The organism is Pseudomonas sp. IT-P4 (assembly GCF_949767755.1).
Classification (GTDB): Bacteria; Pseudomonadota; Gammaproteobacteria; order Pseudomonadales; family Pseudomonadaceae; genus Aquipseudomonas; species Aquipseudomonas monachiensis.
Genome location: NZ_CATKPX010000051.1, coordinates 1 through 15,581, shown reverse-complemented (window position 1 = coordinate 15,581; position 15,581 = coordinate 1). Strand labels below are relative to the sequence as shown.

Annotated in this window: 16 protein-coding genes; 10 read left to right on the top strand and 6 right to left on the bottom strand. The window is 60.4% G+C overall.

The genetic code is table 11. The features are described from left to right. Positions 1-109 precede the first annotated feature (109 nt). The gene (locus tag ACM6IT_RS21065) at positions 110-1,147 is read left to right on the top strand and encodes an FAD:protein FMN transferase (RefSeq protein WP_414918615.1); all 1,038 of its coding nucleotides are present in this window, start codon (positions 110-112) and stop codon (positions 1,145-1,147) included. A 207-nt stretch (positions 1,148-1,354) separates the two neighbouring features. Then, the gene (gene sthA / locus ACM6IT_RS21060) at positions 1,355-2,749 is read left to right on the top strand and encodes a Si-specific NAD(P)(+) transhydrogenase (protein WP_007984277.1); all 1,395 of its coding nucleotides are present in this window, start codon (positions 1,355-1,357) and stop codon (positions 2,747-2,749) included. Positions 2,750-2,791: 42 nt separating this feature from the next. Here sthA and ACM6IT_RS21055 read toward each other — a convergent pair whose 3' ends face one another. Together ACM6IT_RS21055 and ACM6IT_RS21050 are read right to left on the bottom strand one after the other, a co-directional pair. After that, positions 2,792-3,514, bottom strand: a complete 723-nt coding sequence (locus tag ACM6IT_RS21055; protein ID WP_056722015.1) for a glycerophosphodiester phosphodiesterase — start codon at positions 3,512-3,514, stop codon at positions 2,792-2,794. A 14-nt stretch (positions 3,515-3,528) separates the two neighbouring features. Next, the gene (locus ACM6IT_RS21050) at positions 3,529-4,110 is read right to left on the bottom strand and encodes a PilZ domain-containing protein (protein WP_414914701.1); all 582 of its coding nucleotides are present in this window, start codon (positions 4,108-4,110) and stop codon (positions 3,529-3,531) included. Positions 4,111-4,204: 94 nt separating this feature from the next. Between ACM6IT_RS21050 and ACM6IT_RS21045 the strand changes: the two genes are divergently transcribed. The 3 genes from ACM6IT_RS21045 to ACM6IT_RS21035 all read left to right on the top strand — a co-directional run bounded on the left by ACM6IT_RS21045 (position 4,205) and on the right by ACM6IT_RS21035 (position 7,454). Then, positions 4,205-5,455 carry a lipoprotein-releasing ABC transporter permease subunit gene (locus ACM6IT_RS21045; RefSeq protein ID WP_056722020.1) on the top strand — a complete coding sequence of 417 codons (1,251 nt, stop codon included), beginning with the start codon at positions 4,205-4,207 and terminating at the stop codon, positions 5,453-5,455. Between the two features lie 7 nt (positions 5,456-5,462). After that, positions 5,463-6,146, top strand: a complete 684-nt coding sequence (gene lolD / locus ACM6IT_RS21040; RefSeq protein WP_173677889.1) for a lipoprotein-releasing ABC transporter ATP-binding protein LolD — start codon at positions 5,463-5,465, stop codon at positions 6,144-6,146. A gap of 63 nt (positions 6,147-6,209) precedes the next feature. Then, positions 6,210-7,454, top strand: coding sequence for a lipoprotein-releasing ABC transporter permease subunit (locus tag ACM6IT_RS21035; protein WP_414918614.1), 1,245 nt, complete (start codon positions 6,210-6,212; stop codon positions 7,452-7,454). Between the two features lie 120 nt (positions 7,455-7,574). Here ACM6IT_RS21035 and ACM6IT_RS21030 read toward each other — a convergent pair whose 3' ends face one another. After that, positions 7,575-8,924 carry a heavy metal sensor histidine kinase gene (locus ACM6IT_RS21030; RefSeq protein WP_414918613.1) on the bottom strand — a complete coding sequence of 450 codons (1,350 nt, stop codon included), beginning with the start codon at positions 8,922-8,924 and terminating at the stop codon, positions 7,575-7,577. Then, entirely contained in the window at positions 8,924-9,604 is a 681-nt protein-coding gene (locus ACM6IT_RS21025) for a heavy metal response regulator transcription factor (protein WP_007995297.1), read from the bottom strand. Before ACM6IT_RS21025 ends, ACM6IT_RS21030 begins: the two co-directional genes overlap by 1 nt. A gap of 155 nt (positions 9,605-9,759) precedes the next feature. Here ACM6IT_RS21025 and ACM6IT_RS21020 point away from each other — a divergent pair, with 155 nt between their 5' ends. Together ACM6IT_RS21020 and queF are read left to right on the top strand one after the other, a co-directional pair. Next, the gene (locus tag ACM6IT_RS21020; protein WP_056722025.1) at positions 9,760-10,296 is read left to right on the top strand and encodes a plastocyanin/azurin family copper-binding protein; all 537 of its coding nucleotides are present in this window, start codon (positions 9,760-9,762) and stop codon (positions 10,294-10,296) included. A 61-nt stretch (positions 10,297-10,357) separates the two neighbouring features. Beyond that, a complete protein-coding gene (gene queF, locus ACM6IT_RS21015; RefSeq protein ID WP_056722027.1) occupies positions 10,358-11,188 on the top strand; it encodes an NADPH-dependent 7-cyano-7-deazaguanine reductase QueF in 831 nt (276 codons plus the stop codon). A gap of 186 nt (positions 11,189-11,374) precedes the next feature. Here queF and ACM6IT_RS21010 read toward each other — a convergent pair whose 3' ends face one another. Together ACM6IT_RS21010 and ACM6IT_RS21005 are read right to left on the bottom strand one after the other, a co-directional pair. Continuing rightward, positions 11,375-11,638: a DUF4404 family protein gene (locus tag ACM6IT_RS21010; protein WP_008053327.1), complete on the bottom strand. Its 264-nt coding sequence runs from the start codon at positions 11,636-11,638 to the stop codon at positions 11,375-11,377. A gap of 125 nt (positions 11,639-11,763) precedes the next feature. Then, on the bottom strand, positions 11,764-12,384 hold the full coding sequence (locus tag ACM6IT_RS21005; protein ID WP_056722029.1) for a hypothetical protein: 621 nt from the start codon (positions 12,382-12,384) through the stop codon (positions 11,764-11,766). A 201-nt stretch (positions 12,385-12,585) separates the two neighbouring features. Between ACM6IT_RS21005 and ACM6IT_RS21000 the strand changes: the two genes are divergently transcribed. From ACM6IT_RS21000 to rssC, 3 genes are all read left to right on the top strand, one after another. Next, positions 12,586-13,275 (top strand): VacJ family lipoprotein, encoded by a 690-nt coding sequence (locus ACM6IT_RS21000; RefSeq protein WP_056722030.1) that lies wholly within the window; start codon positions 12,586-12,588, stop codon positions 13,273-13,275. Between the two features lie 388 nt (positions 13,276-13,663). Next, positions 13,664-14,845 carry a two-component system response regulator RssB gene (rssB, locus tag ACM6IT_RS20995; RefSeq protein WP_056722032.1) on the top strand — a complete coding sequence of 394 codons (1,182 nt, stop codon included), beginning with the start codon at positions 13,664-13,666 and terminating at the stop codon, positions 14,843-14,845. Next, entirely contained in the window at positions 14,845-15,327 is a 483-nt protein-coding gene (gene rssC / locus ACM6IT_RS20990) for an anti-sigma factor antagonist RssC (RefSeq protein ID WP_046038063.1), read from the top strand. The genes rssB and rssC overlap by 1 nt, the downstream gene beginning before the upstream one ends. The last annotated feature ends 254 nt before the right edge of the window (positions 15,328-15,581 follow it).

Here is a 15,581-nt window from a genome sequence, read left to right as displayed (position 1 = left end):
GATAGCGGTCTGACAGAAATATCAATGTTGACTGTGATGGCCTCTTCGCGGGCAAGCCCGCTCCCACAGTTCTATCGCATAATGGCTGGCCCTGGCGGCGTGTCAGGGGATGTTTCGGGGAGCTCGGGAATTGTTGATCAGGTGGCAGGGGGTGGCATTTTTGCTGCTCGGCGCACTATCAGGCTGTGGTAACGGCGACGCCCTCGAAAGCTTTGGCGGCCCGACCATGGGCAGCACTTATTCGATCAAGTATGTACGCCATGCCGGTCTTCCGGCGCCGGACGAAGTCCGTGTCCAGGTCGGGCAGATCCTCGCTGACATTGACCGGCAAATGTCGACCTACCGCAGCGACTCGGACATTGAGCGCTTCAATGCATTACCGGCCAACCGCTGTCAGGCGATGCCGGCCTCGATCCTCGAATTGGTCCGCGTGGGCGAGCAGTTGTCAGTGCAAAGCGACGGTTCCTACGACCTGACGGTGGAGCCGTTGCTCAATCTCTGGGGATTTGGTCCGCAGGCCCGTGGGGAGAAAGTCCCGACCACCGAAGCCCTCGCCGAAGCCCGCAAGCGCGTCGGCCATGAACACTTGCGTATCGAGGGCGACCGGTTGTGCAAGGACGCCGCCGTCGAGGTCGACTTCAACAGCATCGCCGCCGGTTATGCGGTGGACACGATTGCCGCAAGACTCGAGACGATGGGCATCCACGACTACCTCGCCGAGGCTACGGGCGAGCTCAAGGCCTCCGGCAAGAAAGCTGACGGTTCGCCATGGCGCATTGCCCTGGAAGAGCCGCGGGATGACCGGCAGGTGGCCGATCGGGTCATTGTCGTCGACGGCTATGGCCTGTCCGCTTCCGGCGACTACCGCAATTATTTCGAGCAGGACGGCCAGCGTTTTTCCCACACCTTCGATGCCCGCACTGGTGCGCCGGTCTCACACACCCTGGCATCGGTCACGGTAATTCATCCTTCCGCGTTGATGGCCGATGGCTTATCGACGCTGTTGCTGATTCTCGGCCCGGAGCGCGGTTGGGACTACGCAGAAAAACACGATATCGGCGCATTTTTTGTGATTCGTGCCGATACAGGTTTCGTCACACGCAGCAGTCACGCTTTTGAACGCCTCAGTGGCAAAAAAACCGAATGATTTCGGCGATTTGAGCATTGAAAACTGGCGTTGTAGCGCAGGCAAAAGTAGCCTACGACGCGACCAAGGGTTAATGTGCGCGGCGTTGACGCTTCTATAGACTGTGTCCGGGTTCTGCACTGGCCCCAAATTGTTCCTTCATGCCACGCATTGGCGTGATTTAGCCGCAGGTGCCGAGGGTGCCGCGGCCTGTTCTGAGGAGTACGCATGGCTGTCTACAACTACGACGTGGTGGTGTTGGGTTCCGGCCCGGCAGGGGAAGGCGCGGCAATGAACGCCGCCAAGGCAGGGCGCAAGGTGGCGATGGTCGATAGCCGTCGCCAGGTCGGCGGCAACTGCACTCACTTGGGCACCATCCCGTCCAAGGCACTGCGTCACTCGGTGCGGCAGATCATGCAATTCAACACCAACCCGATGTTCCGGGCCATTGGTGAGCCGCGCTGGTTCTCGTTCCCGGACGTGTTGAAAAGCGCCGAGAAAGTCATCTCCAAACAAGTCGCTTCGCGTACCGGCTACTACGCCCGTAACCGCGTCGACGTGTTCTTCGGCACCGGCAGCTTCGCCGACGAGCAAACCATCGAAGTGGTCTGCGCCAACGGCGTTGTCGAGAAACTGGTGGCCAAGCACATCATCATCGCCACCGGTTCGCGTCCTTATCGCCCGGCGGACATCGATTTCCACCACCCGCGTATCTACGATAGCGACACCATCCTCAGCCTCGGCCACACCCCGCGCAAACTCATCGTTTACGGCGCTGGCGTGATCGGTTGCGAATACGCTTCGATCTTCAGCGGCCTGGGCGTATTGGTCGAACTGGTGGACAACCGTGGCCAGTTGCTGAGCTTCCTCGACTCGGAAATCTCCCAGGCGTTGAGCTATCACTTCAGCAACAACAACATCACGGTTCGCCACAACGAAGACTACGACCGCGTCGAAGGCGTGGACAATGGCGTGATCCTGCATCTGAAGTCCGGCAAGAAAATCAAGGCCGACGCCTTGCTCTGGTGCAACGGTCGTACCGGCAACACCGATCAGCTCGGTCTGGAGAACATCGGCGTCAAGGTCAACAGCCGTGGCCAGATCGAAGTCGACGAGGCGTACCGCACCTGCGTGCCGAACATCTACGGCGCCGGTGATGTGATTGGCTGGCCGAGCCTGGCCAGTGCCGCCCACGACCAGGGCCGTTCGGCCGCCGGCAGCATCGTCGATAACGGCAGCTGGCGCTTTGTGAATGACGTGCCGACCGGTATCTACACCATTCCGGAGATCAGCTCGATCGGCAAGAACGAGCAGGAACTGACCCAGGCCAAGGTGCCGTACGAAGTGGGCAAGGCCTTCTTCAAGAGCATGGCGCGGGCGCAGATCGCCGGCGAGCCGCAAGGCATGTTGAAGATCCTGTTCCACCGTGAAACCCTGGAAGTGTTGGGCGTTCACTGCTTCGGTTATCAGGCGTCGGAGATCGTGCACATCGGTCAGGCGATCATGAACCAGCCGGGCGAACTGAACACGTTGAAGTACTTCGTCAACACCACGTTCAACTACCCGACCATGGCCGAAGCCTATCGGGTAGCTGCGTACGACGGCCTCAACCGGCTTTTTTGACGGGCTCCGGCCGGTGGCCTGAGCCGGCCGGGGAGACCGATTTCAGCAATTCTCGAGCGTGGCAGTGGCCAAACCGGGAAAGTCTGTAATCAGGCTGTCAACGCCGAAGTCGGCGAGTCTGCGCATCAGCGCGGGCTCGTTGACGGTCCATACCGACACATGCAGCCCCTGACGCTGCGCCTTTTGCAGGCGTTCCGGCGTGCACAGGGTCCAGTTCAGCGCCAGAATCTCACAGCCATAGCTGGCCGCGACCTTTAGCGGGTCGAGCCAGGCATACTCGGCCACCAGCCCGCGGGACACGTCCGGCACCAGTTCCAGCGCAGCCTTGAGCACTTCACGGGAACTCGAAGTGATGGTCACCTTGTCCATCAGGCCATGACGCTGCGCCATTTCACGGATTGCCAGCACGGTGGTCGCGGCACGCATCCTCGATGCGCTTTTGACTTCCAGCTGCCAGTGATCGAAGTCGCATTTCTCGAACAGTTGTTCCAGCGTCGGAATCGGGCACGGCTTGATCCAGCCCGGGCCACCCTTGCGTGCGTCATACGTCACCAGCTCGGCCGCCGTGTGTTCGACGACCTTGCCGCGACGGTCAGTGGTGCGCTTGAGGGTCGGGTCGTGGATGACCATCAGCTCGCCGTCCATGGACAGGTGCAGGTCCAGTTCGCAGCGACGCACGCCGTGCTTGAGACATTCCTGAAAGCTGGTCAGGGTGTTTTCCGGTGCTTCGCCCTTGGCGCCGCGATGGCCGTAGATGAGGGTCACGGTTCTTCCTTAAATTAATTGCCTGATTCTAGTTGGTCGCGGGCCAGGCGTCGTTCCTGGGCCTGCTTCTGCAAGATGTGGCGGGCCAGCAGTTGGCGTTGGGCGTCGGTCAGGTGTTCGAACTCGGTACCGACGTCATAGCCGTCGTCCTTGCGGTCGCAATGGGTGACGCGGGCGCGCAGCAGCAGGCCCAGGGCTTGCGGCATCAGCACCAGCTTGACCGACAGGCGTGCGCCGGCGGCAAGGGGCGATGGATGCTGAAAGTCGATGCCGCCTTCGGAAATGATCACCGGCTGCGGTTCGCCGATCTGTCCGAGCACGGTGATGGCGATCACCTGGCTCAGCAGGTCGATGCGTTTGTTCTGGGATTTGAGGAACGCCGCGAGGTTGCGGTCGCGTTCGCTGATCTGGCGCAACAGGTGTTGCGACTCGAATTCGCTCAGGTGCAGTTCGCTGAGCAAGTTGAAGAGTGGGGAAGCATCCTGCAACACTTCCTGGCCTGTGGCTTCAGAAGCGGACAGGGGCCGAATTTCCAGTGCGATCGTATCCTCGATACGGTAGTATTCGCGGCGATCTTCTTCATCTAATGTCGACATGGCGAACCCATGGTAGCGGCGGTGGTCTGAGTGTAAAGCTGGTTATCGACCCCCGCCACAAGGACGTTCCTTTTCCCTCCGAACAAGCCCCGACATGTTCAGACCTCTCTTCGTATTTATCGGCACGCGTTACACCCGTGCAAAGCGTCGCAATCATTTTGTGTCATTCATTTCCCTGACTTCGATGATCGGGCTCGCCCTTGGCGTGGTCGTGATGATAGTGGTGTTGTCGGTGATGAACGGCTTCGATCATGAAATGCGCACCCGCGTGCTGGGCATGGTGCCCCACGCGACCATCGAGTCCGGCGAGGCCATCAGCGATTGGCAAAGCCTGGCCGCGAAGGTCAAGCAGAACCCGCAGGTGACGGCCGTGGCGCCGTTTACGCAAATGCAGGGTTTGCTGACCAACAACGGCAAGGTCTCGAAGGTCCTGCTCAATGCCATTGACCCGGTGCAAGAGCGCCAGGTGTCGATCATCGATCAATTCATGACCCAGGGAAAACTCGACGACCTGGTGCCGGGTGAGTTCGGCATCGTCATCGGCGACAAGGCCGCGGCCAAGCTCGGGGCCGCGATTGGCGACAAGCTGACCTTCGTCGCGCCGGAAGTCACCGTGACCCCGGCCGGGATGTTCCCGCGCATGAAGCGCTTTACCGTGGTCGGCATCTTCCATGTCGGCGCCGGTGAACTCGATGGCTATCTTGGCGTCACCAACCTGCAGGATCTGGCCCGGCTGCACCGCTGGAAACCGGATCAGGTCCAGGGCCTGCGCCTGAAGTTCGACGACCTGTTCCAGGCACCGCGCACCGCGTGGAGCATCGCCCGCGATCTCGGCGAAGACCGCTTCTACGCCCGCGACTGGACCCGCACCCACGGTAACCTGTACCAGGCAATCCGCATGGAAAAAGCCATGATCGGCCTGTTGCTGCTGCTGATCGTTGCTGTCGCCGCCTTCAACATCATTTCCACGCTGGTGATGGTGGTGAACGACAAGAAGGGCGACATCGCGATCCTGCGCACACTGGGCGCCACGCCGGGCACGATCATGCGCACGTTCATGGTGCAAGGCACCGTCATTGGCGTGGTCGGCACCGCAATCGGCGCCGTGGTCGGGATCTTCGCCGCGCTGAACGTCAGCGCCGCGATCTCGGCCCTAGAAGGCCTGATCGGGCACAAGTTCCTCAACGCCGACGTGTACTTCATCGATTACCTGCCGTCGCAGGTGCAGAGCCAGGATGTGGTGATGGTCTGCTCCGCGGCGTTGGTCCTGAGTTTCCTCGCCACCCTGTATCCAGCCTGGCGTGCCGCGCGCACCCAGCCTGCGGAGGCGCTACGTTATGAGTGAGTCGGGCATGAGTGATAAAGCAATCTTGAGCTGCCGCAGCCTGGGCAAGTCCTACGAGGAAGGCCCGGAATCGGTGGAAGTGTTGGCCGGCCTGCAACTGGAGTTGCACCCGGGAGAGCGTGTGGCGATTGTCGGCAAGTCAGGCTCGGGCAAAAGTACCTTGCTCAACCTGCTGGGCGGCCTCGATACCCCGACCAAGGGCAGCGTCTGGCTCGACGGTGAAGAACTGTCGGCGCTGAGCGAGAAGAAACGCGGCCTGCTGCGCAATCGCGCCCTCGGCTTCGTGTACCAGTTCCACCACCTGCTGCCGGAATTCACCGCCCTGGAGAACGTCTGCATGCCGCTGCTGATCGGCAAGACCGCGATCCCCGAAGCGCGCCAGCGTGCCACGGCGTTACTGGAGCGGGTAGGGCTGGGCCATCGCCTGGAGCATAAACCGGCCGAATTGTCCGGTGGTGAGCGCCAGCGCGTGGCCATCGCTCGCGCCCTGGTGAACAATCCGGGCCTGGTGATGCTCGACGAGCCGACCGGCAACCTCGATTCCCACACCGCCCAGGGGATCCAGGACTTGATGCTGGAGCTCAGCACCTCGATGCGCACGGCATTCCTGGTGGTGACCCACGACATGAACCTGGCCCGCCAGATGGATCGCGTCCTGCACCTGCAGGAAGGTTGCCTGACTCCCATCTGATTGGCTTAAACCCGATGCCTGAAAAGGCGTCGGGTCATTTATTTCCATACGGTGCCCCAGCGAATGTTCAGACCGTTATCGATCTTTATCGGCACGCGCTATACCCGCGCCAAGCGCCGCAATCGCTTTGTTTCCTTCATCTCGATGACCTCGATGATCGGTCTCGCCCTCGGCGTGCTGGCGATGATCGTGGTGCTGTCGGTGATGAACGGCTTCCAGCGCGAAATGAGCTCGCGCATCCTCGGCATGGTGCCCCACGCCACCATCGTCGGCGTCAATCCGATTGATGACTGGAAGCCCGTGGCGGCGGCCGCGATGAAAAACCCGCAAGTGACGGCGGCGGTGCCGTTCACAGAGATGGAGGGCATGCTGTCCTACAAGGGCACGATGCAGCCGATCCAGGTCAGCGGTGTCGACCCGGCGCTGGAAGGCCAGGTGTCGATCGTTGCCAAGCACATCGTTCAGGGCAGCCTCGAAGCCCTGAAACCGGGCGAATTCGGCGTGGTGATCGGTGAGATCACGGCGCGCCGTTTCCGCTTGAATGTCGGTGACAAGATCACCCTGATCGTGCCGGAAGTCAGCAATGCGCCGGGCGGCATTACCCCGCGCATGCAACGGCTGAACGTGGTCGGCGTGTTCAAGGTGGGCGCCGAACTGGACGGCACCATGGCGCTGATCCACATGGCCGATGCCGCGCAGATGCAGCACTGGGAGCCGAATCAGGTGCAGAGCGTGCGCCTGGCGGTGAAGGACCTGTATGCCGCGCCGCAAGTCTCGAACGACATCGCCACGGGGCTGGGCGCCGCCTACAAGGCTGACGACTGGACCCACACCCAGGGCAGCCTGTTCAGCGCGATGAAGATGGAAAAAACCATGATCGGCCTGCTGTTGCTGATGATCGTCGCGGTGGCGGCGTTCAACATCATCGCGACCCTGATCATGGTGGTGAACGACAAGGGCGCGGACATCGCGATCCTGCGCACCATCGGCGCCACGCCCCGGCAGATCATGGCGATCTTCGTGGTGCAGGGCACGGTGATCGGCATCGTCGGCACCCTGATTGGCGGTGTGTTGGGCGTGATTGCAGCGCTGAACGTCAGCCAGATCGTGGGCTGGATCGAGCGGGTCAGCGGGCAGCACATCTTCAGTTCCGACGTGTATTTCGTCAGCAACCTGCCGTCCGAGCTGCAAGGCGCGGATGTGGCGCTGATTTGCACGGCGGGGTTTGTCATGAGCTTCCTGGCCACGGTTTACCCGGCCTGGCGGGCGGCGAAGATCGAGCCGGCTCATGCGCTGAGATATTCGTAACCAGTAACACCGCCTTCGCGAGCAAGCCCGCTCCCACATTAGATCTGAGTCAACTCGGTCAACTGTGGGAGCGGGCTTGCTCCGGGCGGCGTTCCGACGAAGAGGCCGGTACTGCCAGCCTCAATCCCCCCTTGGCAACTCGATCACAAACCGCGTCCACCCAATCTCCGATTCACAACGAATCTGCCCGCCATGGGCGCGGATGATCGACTGGGTAATCGCCAGTCCCAGTCCCGCATGTTCACTGCTGCCTTCGCGGCGCGCAGGATCGGCCCGGTAAAACCGGTCAAACAGGCGCGGCAATAAATCTTTGGAAATCTGTTGGCCCGTGTTTTCAACGGTCAGGCGCAACTGTTTTGGCTGATCGACGATTCGCACCCGAACCTCACCATCGGCCGGCGTAAAGCGCAGTGCGTTGTCCAGCAGGTTCGACAGCGCCCGCCGCAACATGCTGCGGTCACCTTCGATGCGGGCATTGCCGTCACGACTCAGTTTTACCTGCGCGTCTTCGGCCAATGGCGCAAAGAACTCCAGCAACAGATCCGCTTCCTCCGCCAGTTCCAGTGGCTCGCATTTGGGCATTAACAACCCGTGATCGGCTTTCGCCAGGTAGAGCATGTCGTTGACCAACTGCGCCATCCATTGCAGCTCTTCGAGGTTGCTGTGCAGGGCTTCGCGGTAATCCTCGATGGGGCGAGGGCGGGTGAGGGTGACCTGGGTATGGGTCAGCAGGTTCGACAGTGGCGTGCGCAGTTCATGGGCAATGTCGGCGGAAAAGGCCGACAGCCGCTGAAACGAGTCGTCCAGGCGTCCGAGCATGGCGTTGAAGTTGTGGGACATTTCCGCCAGTTCCGGCGGCATGTTTTCCTCAGGCAACCGCGCGTTCAGCGATTGCGCGGAAACACCGCTGGCCACCGCGCTGATCCGCCGCAACGGGCGCAAGCCGCTGCGTGCCGCCCAGGCGCCCAGCAGTGCGGTGGCCAGGGCTGACAGGCCGACGGTCAGCCAGATCAGATGCTGCATGCGTTGCAGGAAGTGCTGGTGGTGGGTGATGTCCAGCAGCAACGTCAGTTGCGGTGAGTCGGGTTTGTCGGCGAAAAGCGGCGCATTCAGGACGCGGTAATCCATGCCCTCATGGCTCACCGTCGATAACCCGGGCTGGCGCGGCAGTGCCTGGGGAATGTTGGCCGAGCTGTCATACCAATGCTGGCCGTCGCTGCCGGTGATTCGCAGGGACAGGTCCGCCTGCCGGCTCAGTTCTTCGGCCAGTTTCACCTCGCTGTCACTCGACTGAAGGTCGTGCAGGGCCCGACGCAAGCCAATCAGCTTGCCGTCCAGCAGTTGCTGGTCGAGCTCAACGAAGTGCGCCTCGCTGGCGCGACTGAACAGCACGCCGGCGAACAACGACACCACGGCGGTGCACGCGGCAAACAGCAGCGCCAGGCGGCTGCTCAAGGAGAGGCGGCGCATCAGGCCGGGCGCTCTTCAAGGACATAGCCCATGCCGCGCACGGTATGAATCAGCTTGTTGGGGAATTCATCGTCGATCTTCAGGCGCAGGCGACGGATCGCCACTTCGATGACATTGGTGTCGCTGTCAAAATTCATGTCCCACACCTGGGACGCAATCAGCGACTTGGGCAGGACTTCGCCCTGGCGGCGCAGGAGCATTTCCAGCAGGGCGAACTCCTTGGCGGTCAGGTCGATGCGCTGGCCGCTGCGTTCGACCCGGCGCCGGATCAGGTCCAGGCGCAAGTCGGCCAGTTGCAGGCTGGTTTCCTGCGGCGTGGCGCTGCCGCGGCGCAACAGGCTGCGAACCCTGGCCAGCAGTTCGGAGAAGGCAAACGGCTTGACCAGATAGTCATCGGCGCCCAGTTCGAGGCCGTGAACCCTGTCTTCCACGGCGTCCCGGGCGGTCAGGAAAAGTACCGGCGTGTCCAGGCCGGCGCTGCGCACCGCTTGCAGGATCTGCCAGCCATCACGACCTGGCAGCATCACATCGAGAATCAGCAGGGCATATTCGCCGCTGAGGGCCAATTGCTGGCCGGTGTTGCCGTCGGCTACCAGTTCGGTGTTGAACCCGGCCTCGGCCAGGCCCTGGCGCAGGTAATGGCCGGTTTTCGGTTGGTCTTCGACGATCAGCAGTTTCATGGGCGACTCTTGGCAAGTGGAACGAACGCTTTATACCGTGGGCAGCATTGGCACAGGGCAACCTGACAAAGTTGTAATCTGGCTGTCAGGTTACGGGCAGTGGCAGCAGTTTAGAGTTTTGCCCATGCTGAGCCTTATCTTGTTGGAGTATGACGATGTTTTTACACAAAACCGTGGCGCAAATCCTGTGTTTGCTGGCGCTGAGTTCGCCGGTGTGGGCGGACGCGGGGCATACCTTCGATTTCGGTCAGCCGGCCCCGGCGGCCAAGGCGACCCGCAGCATCGAGGTGGTGATGGAGGACATGTCCTTCACGCCGCGGGCCATCGACATCAAGGCCGGGGAAACCGTGCGCTTCGTGCTGGTCAATAAAGGCCAGTTGTTGCATGAGCTCAACCTGGGGGATGCGGCGATGCACGCCAAACACCAGCAGGAAATGCTGCAGATGCAACAGAGCGGCATGCTGACGCCCACCGGCATGAAAGCAATGGACCACGGCAACATGGCCGGCATGGATCACGGCAAAATGGACCACGGCATGAAGCATGACGACCCCAACAGCGTGCTGGTGGAGCCAGGCAAGACCGCCGAGCTGACCTGGACCTTCAGCAAGGCCACCAGTCTTGAATTTGCCTGCAACATTCCCGGTCATTATCAAGCCGGCATGGTCGGCAAATTGACTGTCAGTCAGTAAGCACTCAAAGGCGGGAGCAAAGGCTGATAGAATCCGCTGATTCTTCAGTCAGGTTTCCGTCATGCATCCCGCAGCCGAACATTCGCCGCTGGGCAAGTCCAGCGAATACATCGCCACCTACACGCCGTCCTTGCTGTTCCCGATCCCGCGCACCGCGAAATGGGCGGAACTGGGCCTGACGGCGCAAACCCTGCCGTACAAAGGCGTGGACTTCTGGAACTGCTTCGAGCTGTCCTGGCTGCTGCCTTCGGGCAAGCCGGTGGTGGCGATCGGCGAATTCAGTATCCCGGCGGACTCACCGAACATCATCGAGTCGAAGTCGTTCAAACTGTACCTCAACTCCCTGAACCAGACGCCGTTCGCCGATACCGCGAGCCTTGAGGCGACGCTGGCCAAGGATTTGTCGGCGGCTGCCGGCAAGCCGGTGGGCGTGCGTATTCGCAGCCTCAAGGATGTCGAGAACGAAGGCGTCGTGGCCTTGCCGGGCGTGTGCATCGATGAGCTGGATATCAGCGTCAGCAACTACGAGCATCCACGGCCGGAACTGCTGCGTTGCGATGATTCGCGCATTGTCGAGGAGAGCGTGCACAGCCATTTGCTCAAGTCCAACTGCCCGGTCACCAGCCAGCCGGACTGGGGCAGCGTGGCGGTGGAGTACCGTGGCTCGGCGCTGGATCACGCGAGTCTGCTCGAGTACATCGTCAGCTTCCGCCAGCACTCGGACTTCCATGAGCAGTGTGTGGAGCGGATTTTCCTCGACCTGCAGCGGTTGCTCAAGCCGGAGAAACTGACGGTGTATGCGCGTTATGTGCGCCGTGGCGGGCTGGATATCAACCCGTATCGCAGCACTGAAGAGGTGCAACTGCCGAACCATCGTCTGGTCCGTCAGTAAAGATCTAATGTGGGAGCGGGCTTGCTCGCGAAAGCGGTGGGTCAGTCAACATCATCGTTGAGTGTGAAGCCGCCTTCGTCGGAGCGCCGCCCGGAGCAAGCCCGCTCCCACAGGGGATTTGTATTGCCAGGCGCAGAAACGAAAAAGCCCTGCTGGCGATAGCAGGACTTTTTTTATCAGCAGGGTTCAGATCCCCATGTTGGCCAAGGCCTGCCCGATGTTGCGCAAGGTGCCAGCAAGGGTAGGGTGTTCGAGTTCGAAGCGTTCCACGGCCAGGTTGACGCCATCGGCGAGGCTGGAATCCTGGGTTTTGGTTTCGAGCTCAAGCTTCAACTCGATCTGTTGCATCAGTTCGTGTAGCTCGGCGCGTTCGGCTTCAGACAATGGAGGATTCTGTTCCAATTGCTCGCGCAGGGCATTGAGCTGTTCTTGCAGTTCGCGGGCAGGCATGGCGTTCTTCCTTCTTTAATCGATAGGCACTGGCATAGACCATGGCGGCACGCCAAGGCGGCGCGCCAAAGGTCGATGGCTGACCTTTAGATTAATCCACTCGCGCCCAACGTGCATGATCTCGATCAGGGCTTTTCGCCCTTGAGCCGGCGCAAGCTGATATCCGCCAGGCAGGTGTCGAGTTCACCGAGATGATCGATCACCGAATGCACGCCCAGGCCGAACAGTTGCATCGTCGCCTTGGCGCGTTTGATGTCGCGTTCCTGCGGGGATAAGGCTTGCCATTGCTCGGGCGCCAGGCCGCACAGCGAGCCGCAAGAGGCCAGGCCGATGGTCCACAACCCGGCATTGAGCCCCGCTTGCAGCAAGCGGGGTTCGCCGCTCACCAGTACGCAGCCGTCGAGTCGCTCGACGTTCAGGGTCATCAAGGCTTGCCAGCAGGCATTCGGGGCGGGCCATGGGTTGTTTGTTGCTGGATGTTGCGAAGGTTTGATCCATTCCGGCAGCGCAGCGGCCAGGGATTGGCTGAGGGCAGGGGGCAGTTCATCGAGCCAGGCGCAGGGAATCTGCTGGCGCTGCAAGCTGCGCAGGCTATCCAGTGCGCCGGGAGTGGCCTCGGCGTGTTCGGCCGAGTGGCTGCCGTGCCTATGCGTGTGCGCGCCGAAATCCACCAGGCAGCCACTGAGGCCGAACAGTACGGCGGTCAGGCTGGGTGCGGTTTGGGGCAAGGCTTCGGCGAGCGGCATGTGGACGTCCCTGAAATAGCCTGAAGGCTAGTGGGCGACGGTGACAGTTCAATGACAAGGATGTGAATCGCTCACACTTGGCACGATTGTGTTTGTGTGGATCTCGTGCAAAGTGCGTTAAACGGCGTTTACGTCTTATACTTGGCAACTTATTGCCTGGGCCAAGTGCCCGAGCCGGTACAAACCAAGGAGTTTTTTTCTATGCGCTGGAGCAATCATCTAGCCAGGATTTGTGTATGCGCCAGTGTGATGCTGGTTCCGTTCGTTGCCCAGGCAGCCACGGAGGATGATCCTTGGGAAAGCGTCAACCGCCCGATTTACAAATTCAACGACGTGATCGACACCTACGCGCTCAAGCCCCTGGCCCAGGGCTACCAGTACGTGGCGCCGCAGTTTGTCGAAGACGGCGTTCACAACTTCTTCCAGAACATCGGTGATGTGCGTAACCTGGCCAACGATATCCTGCAGGCCAAGCCTCGCGCCGCAGGCGTTGATACCGCACGAATCATTTTCAACACCACTTTCGGTTTGCTGGGCGTCATTGATGTCGGCACCAAGATGGGTTTGCAGCGCAATGACGAAGACTTCGGTCAGACGCTGGGTTACTGGGGTGTCGGCAGCGGTCCTTACTTGATGCTGCCGCTGCTGGGGCCAAGCACCCTGCGTGATGCGCCGTCCAAGTACGTCGACAGCTATACCGGTGCTTATCGTTACGTAAACGACGTTCCGGTGCGTAACTCGTTCTACGCGCTGGACATCGTCGATACCCGTGCCAACCTGCTGTCGAGCGAGAAGCTGATCACCGGCGACAAGTACACCTTCATCCGTAATGCGTACTTGCAGAACCGTGAATTCAAGGTCAAGGACGGTCAGGTCGAAGACGATTTCTAATCTCGACCGATAAACTGAAAAAGGCGGCCATCAGGCCGCCTTTTTTGTCTGCGAAGACCGGCATGGGGATGTCATCGCGCTTTTTGCTGTAGTCACGAGGGGTTTGACTCATGGGTTCGAACCTTCCATTGGGTTACGGATTTGCCTGTTCTTATAACTCTCGGTGATTTGACAAATAAAGACGTCAAGCGACCATCGGCGTGAGCTTGAAACGCCCCGCGGATGGGAGTACCGTCTGCGCCTTAGAAGGGCACCTCTGGTGAACATGTGTGTAGGGCAAATGCCCGAAAGCGGTGCGACAGAGAGGCTAGAAAGCGAATCCAGTAGTCAGTGCCGGGCCAAAGTCCCCGCCTGCTACGCCAACCTAATTCTGGCGCCGTTTGCCCACATGCCAAAAACCAGTGCCACGCTGCTGATAATCGATGATGACGAAGTAGTGCGCGCGAGCCTCGCCGCCTATTTGGAAGACAGTGGTTTCAGCGTCTTGCAGGCCAGCAATGGTCAGCAGGGTCTTCAGGTATTCGAGCAAGACAAGCCCGACTTGGTCATCTGCGATCTGCGCATGCCGCAGATGGGCGGACTCGAACTCATTCGCCAGGTGACCGAACGGTCACCGCAAACCCCGGTGATCGTGGTGTCGGGTGCCGGCGTGATGAACGACGCGGTCGAAGCCCTGCGCCTGGGCGCGGCGGACTACCTGATCAAGCCTCTCGAAGATCTGGCTGTGCTCGAGCACTCTGTGCGCCGGGCCCTGGATCGTGCGCGCCTGCTGCTGGAGAACCAGCGCTACCGCGAGAAGCTGGAGAAGGCCAACCGCGAACTCGAAGCCAGCCTGAACCTGCTCCAGGAGGACCAGAACGCCGGTCGCCAGGTGCAGATGAACATGCTGCCGGTCAGCCCCTGGACCATTGACGAGTTCAAGTTTGCTCACCAGATCATCCCGTCGCTGTACCTGTCGGGTGATTTCGTCGATTACTTCCGGGTCGACGAGCGCCGGGTCGCCTTTTACCTGGCGGACGTTTCCGGTCATGGCGCCTCTTCAGCCTTCGTCACCGTGCTGTTGAAGTTCATGACCACGCGCTTGCTGTTCGAGTCCAAGCGCAGCGGCACCTTGCCAGAATTCAAGCCTTCAGAGGTTCTTGGTCATATCAACCGGGGCCTGATCAGTTGTAAGCTGGGTAAACACGTCACAATGGTCGGTGGAGTCATCGACGAGGAGACCGGTTTGTTGACCTATAGCATCGGCGGTCATCTGCCGTTGCCAGTGTTGTACACGCCAGACAGTGTTCGTTATCTGGAAGGGCGTGGCCTGCCGGTGGGCCTCTTCAACGAAGCCACCTACGAAGACCACGTGCTGGAACTGCCACCGACGTTCAGCCTCACGCTGATGTCTGATGGCATTCTGGACCTTTTGCCAGAACCCACACTCAAAGAAAAAGAGGCGGCGTTGCCCCAACGGGTCAAGGCTGCGGGCGGCACCCTGGATGGGTTGCGGCAGGTTTTTGGATTGGCCACGCTAGGGGAGATGCCGGATGATATCGCCCTGTTGGTGTTGAGCAGGAATCTTTGATGAGTACCGGTAGAATCCAGTTCGCCGAGCAGGATGGCACCTTCGTCCTGAAGTTCGTCGGTGAAGTTCGCCTGACCCTGTGTTCGGCGTTGGATGCGACTATTGAGCGGATCTTCAGCGCGTTGAATTTCAACACGATCGTGATCGATCTGACCGAAACCCGCAGCATTGACAGCACCACCCTTGGCCTGCTGGCCAAGCTGTCGATCCTGTCGCGGCAGAAGGTCGGCCTGCTGCCGACCGTCGTCACCACCCACGAAGACATTACGCGTCTGTTGCAGTCCATGGGCTTCGAGCAGGTGTTCAACATCGTTGACAAGCCGGTGCCGTGCCCGGAATGCCTGGACGACCTGCCAGACCAGGATCAGTCCGAAGAAGTGGTGCGGATCAAGGTGCTCGAAGCGCACAAGATCCTCATGGGGCTGAACGACACCAATCGTGAAGCCTTCCATGATCTGGTGAATGCGCTAGAGCGTCACTGATTTCCTGAAGTGATGTGGGTCAGCCTGGCCCACAAAACTCCAATTCCAACTTCAATCTCCTGTGGGAGCGGGCTTGCCCCGCGAAAGTGTCAGTCCGTTCACCGCGATGTTGAATGCGAGGCCGCCTTCGCGAGCAAGCCCGCTCCCACATTGGTTTTGCACTGAACGCACGAATCGATTTCAACCCATAATCCCTGTGAGTGCGCTCACAAAAAAGGGCGAACCTGTGAAGGTTCGCCCTTTTTGCATTACAC

What these genes read in the sequence shown, in the direction of transcription:
- ACM6IT_RS21020 (WP_056722025.1), top strand. Translation starts at nt 9,760, where the DNA reads ATGTTTTTACACAAAACCGTGGCGCAAATCCTGTGTTTGCTGGCGCTG.
- ACM6IT_RS21010 (WP_008053327.1), bottom strand. Translation starts at nt 11,638, where the DNA reads ATGCCTGCCCGCGAACTGCAAGAACAGCTCAATGCCCTGCGCGAGCAA.
- ACM6IT_RS21050 (WP_414914701.1), bottom strand. Translation starts at nt 4,110, where the DNA reads ATGTCGACATTAGATGAAGAAGATCGCCGCGAATACTACCGTATCGAG.
- rssB (WP_056722032.1), top strand. Translation starts at nt 13,664, where the DNA reads ATGCCAAAAACCAGTGCCACGCTGCTGATAATCGATGATGACGAAGTA.
- ACM6IT_RS21035 (WP_414918614.1), top strand. Translation starts at nt 6,210, where the DNA reads ATGTTCAGACCGTTATCGATCTTTATCGGCACGCGCTATACCCGCGCC.
- lolD (WP_173677889.1), top strand. Translation starts at nt 5,463, where the DNA reads ATGAGTGATAAAGCAATCTTGAGCTGCCGCAGCCTGGGCAAGTCCTAC.
- rssC (WP_046038063.1), top strand. Translation starts at nt 14,845, where the DNA reads ATGAGTACCGGTAGAATCCAGTTCGCCGAGCAGGATGGCACCTTCGTC.
- ACM6IT_RS21000 (WP_056722030.1), top strand. Translation starts at nt 12,586, where the DNA reads ATGCGCTGGAGCAATCATCTAGCCAGGATTTGTGTATGCGCCAGTGTG.
- sthA (WP_007984277.1), top strand. Translation starts at nt 1,355, where the DNA reads ATGGCTGTCTACAACTACGACGTGGTGGTGTTGGGTTCCGGCCCGGCA.
- ACM6IT_RS21045 (WP_056722020.1), top strand. Translation starts at nt 4,205, where the DNA reads ATGTTCAGACCTCTCTTCGTATTTATCGGCACGCGTTACACCCGTGCA.
- queF (WP_056722027.1), top strand. Translation starts at nt 10,358, where the DNA reads ATGCATCCCGCAGCCGAACATTCGCCGCTGGGCAAGTCCAGCGAATAC.
- ACM6IT_RS21025 (WP_007995297.1), bottom strand. Translation starts at nt 9,604, where the DNA reads ATGAAACTGCTGATCGTCGAAGACCAACCGAAAACCGGCCATTACCTG.
- ACM6IT_RS21005 (WP_056722029.1), bottom strand. Translation starts at nt 12,384, where the DNA reads ATGCCGCTCGCCGAAGCCTTGCCCCAAACCGCACCCAGCCTGACCGCC.
- ACM6IT_RS21065 (WP_414918615.1), top strand. Translation starts at nt 110, where the DNA reads ATGTTTCGGGGAGCTCGGGAATTGTTGATCAGGTGGCAGGGGGTGGCA.
- ACM6IT_RS21030 (WP_414918613.1), bottom strand. Translation starts at nt 8,924, where the DNA reads ATGCGCCGCCTCTCCTTGAGCAGCCGCCTGGCGCTGCTGTTTGCCGCG.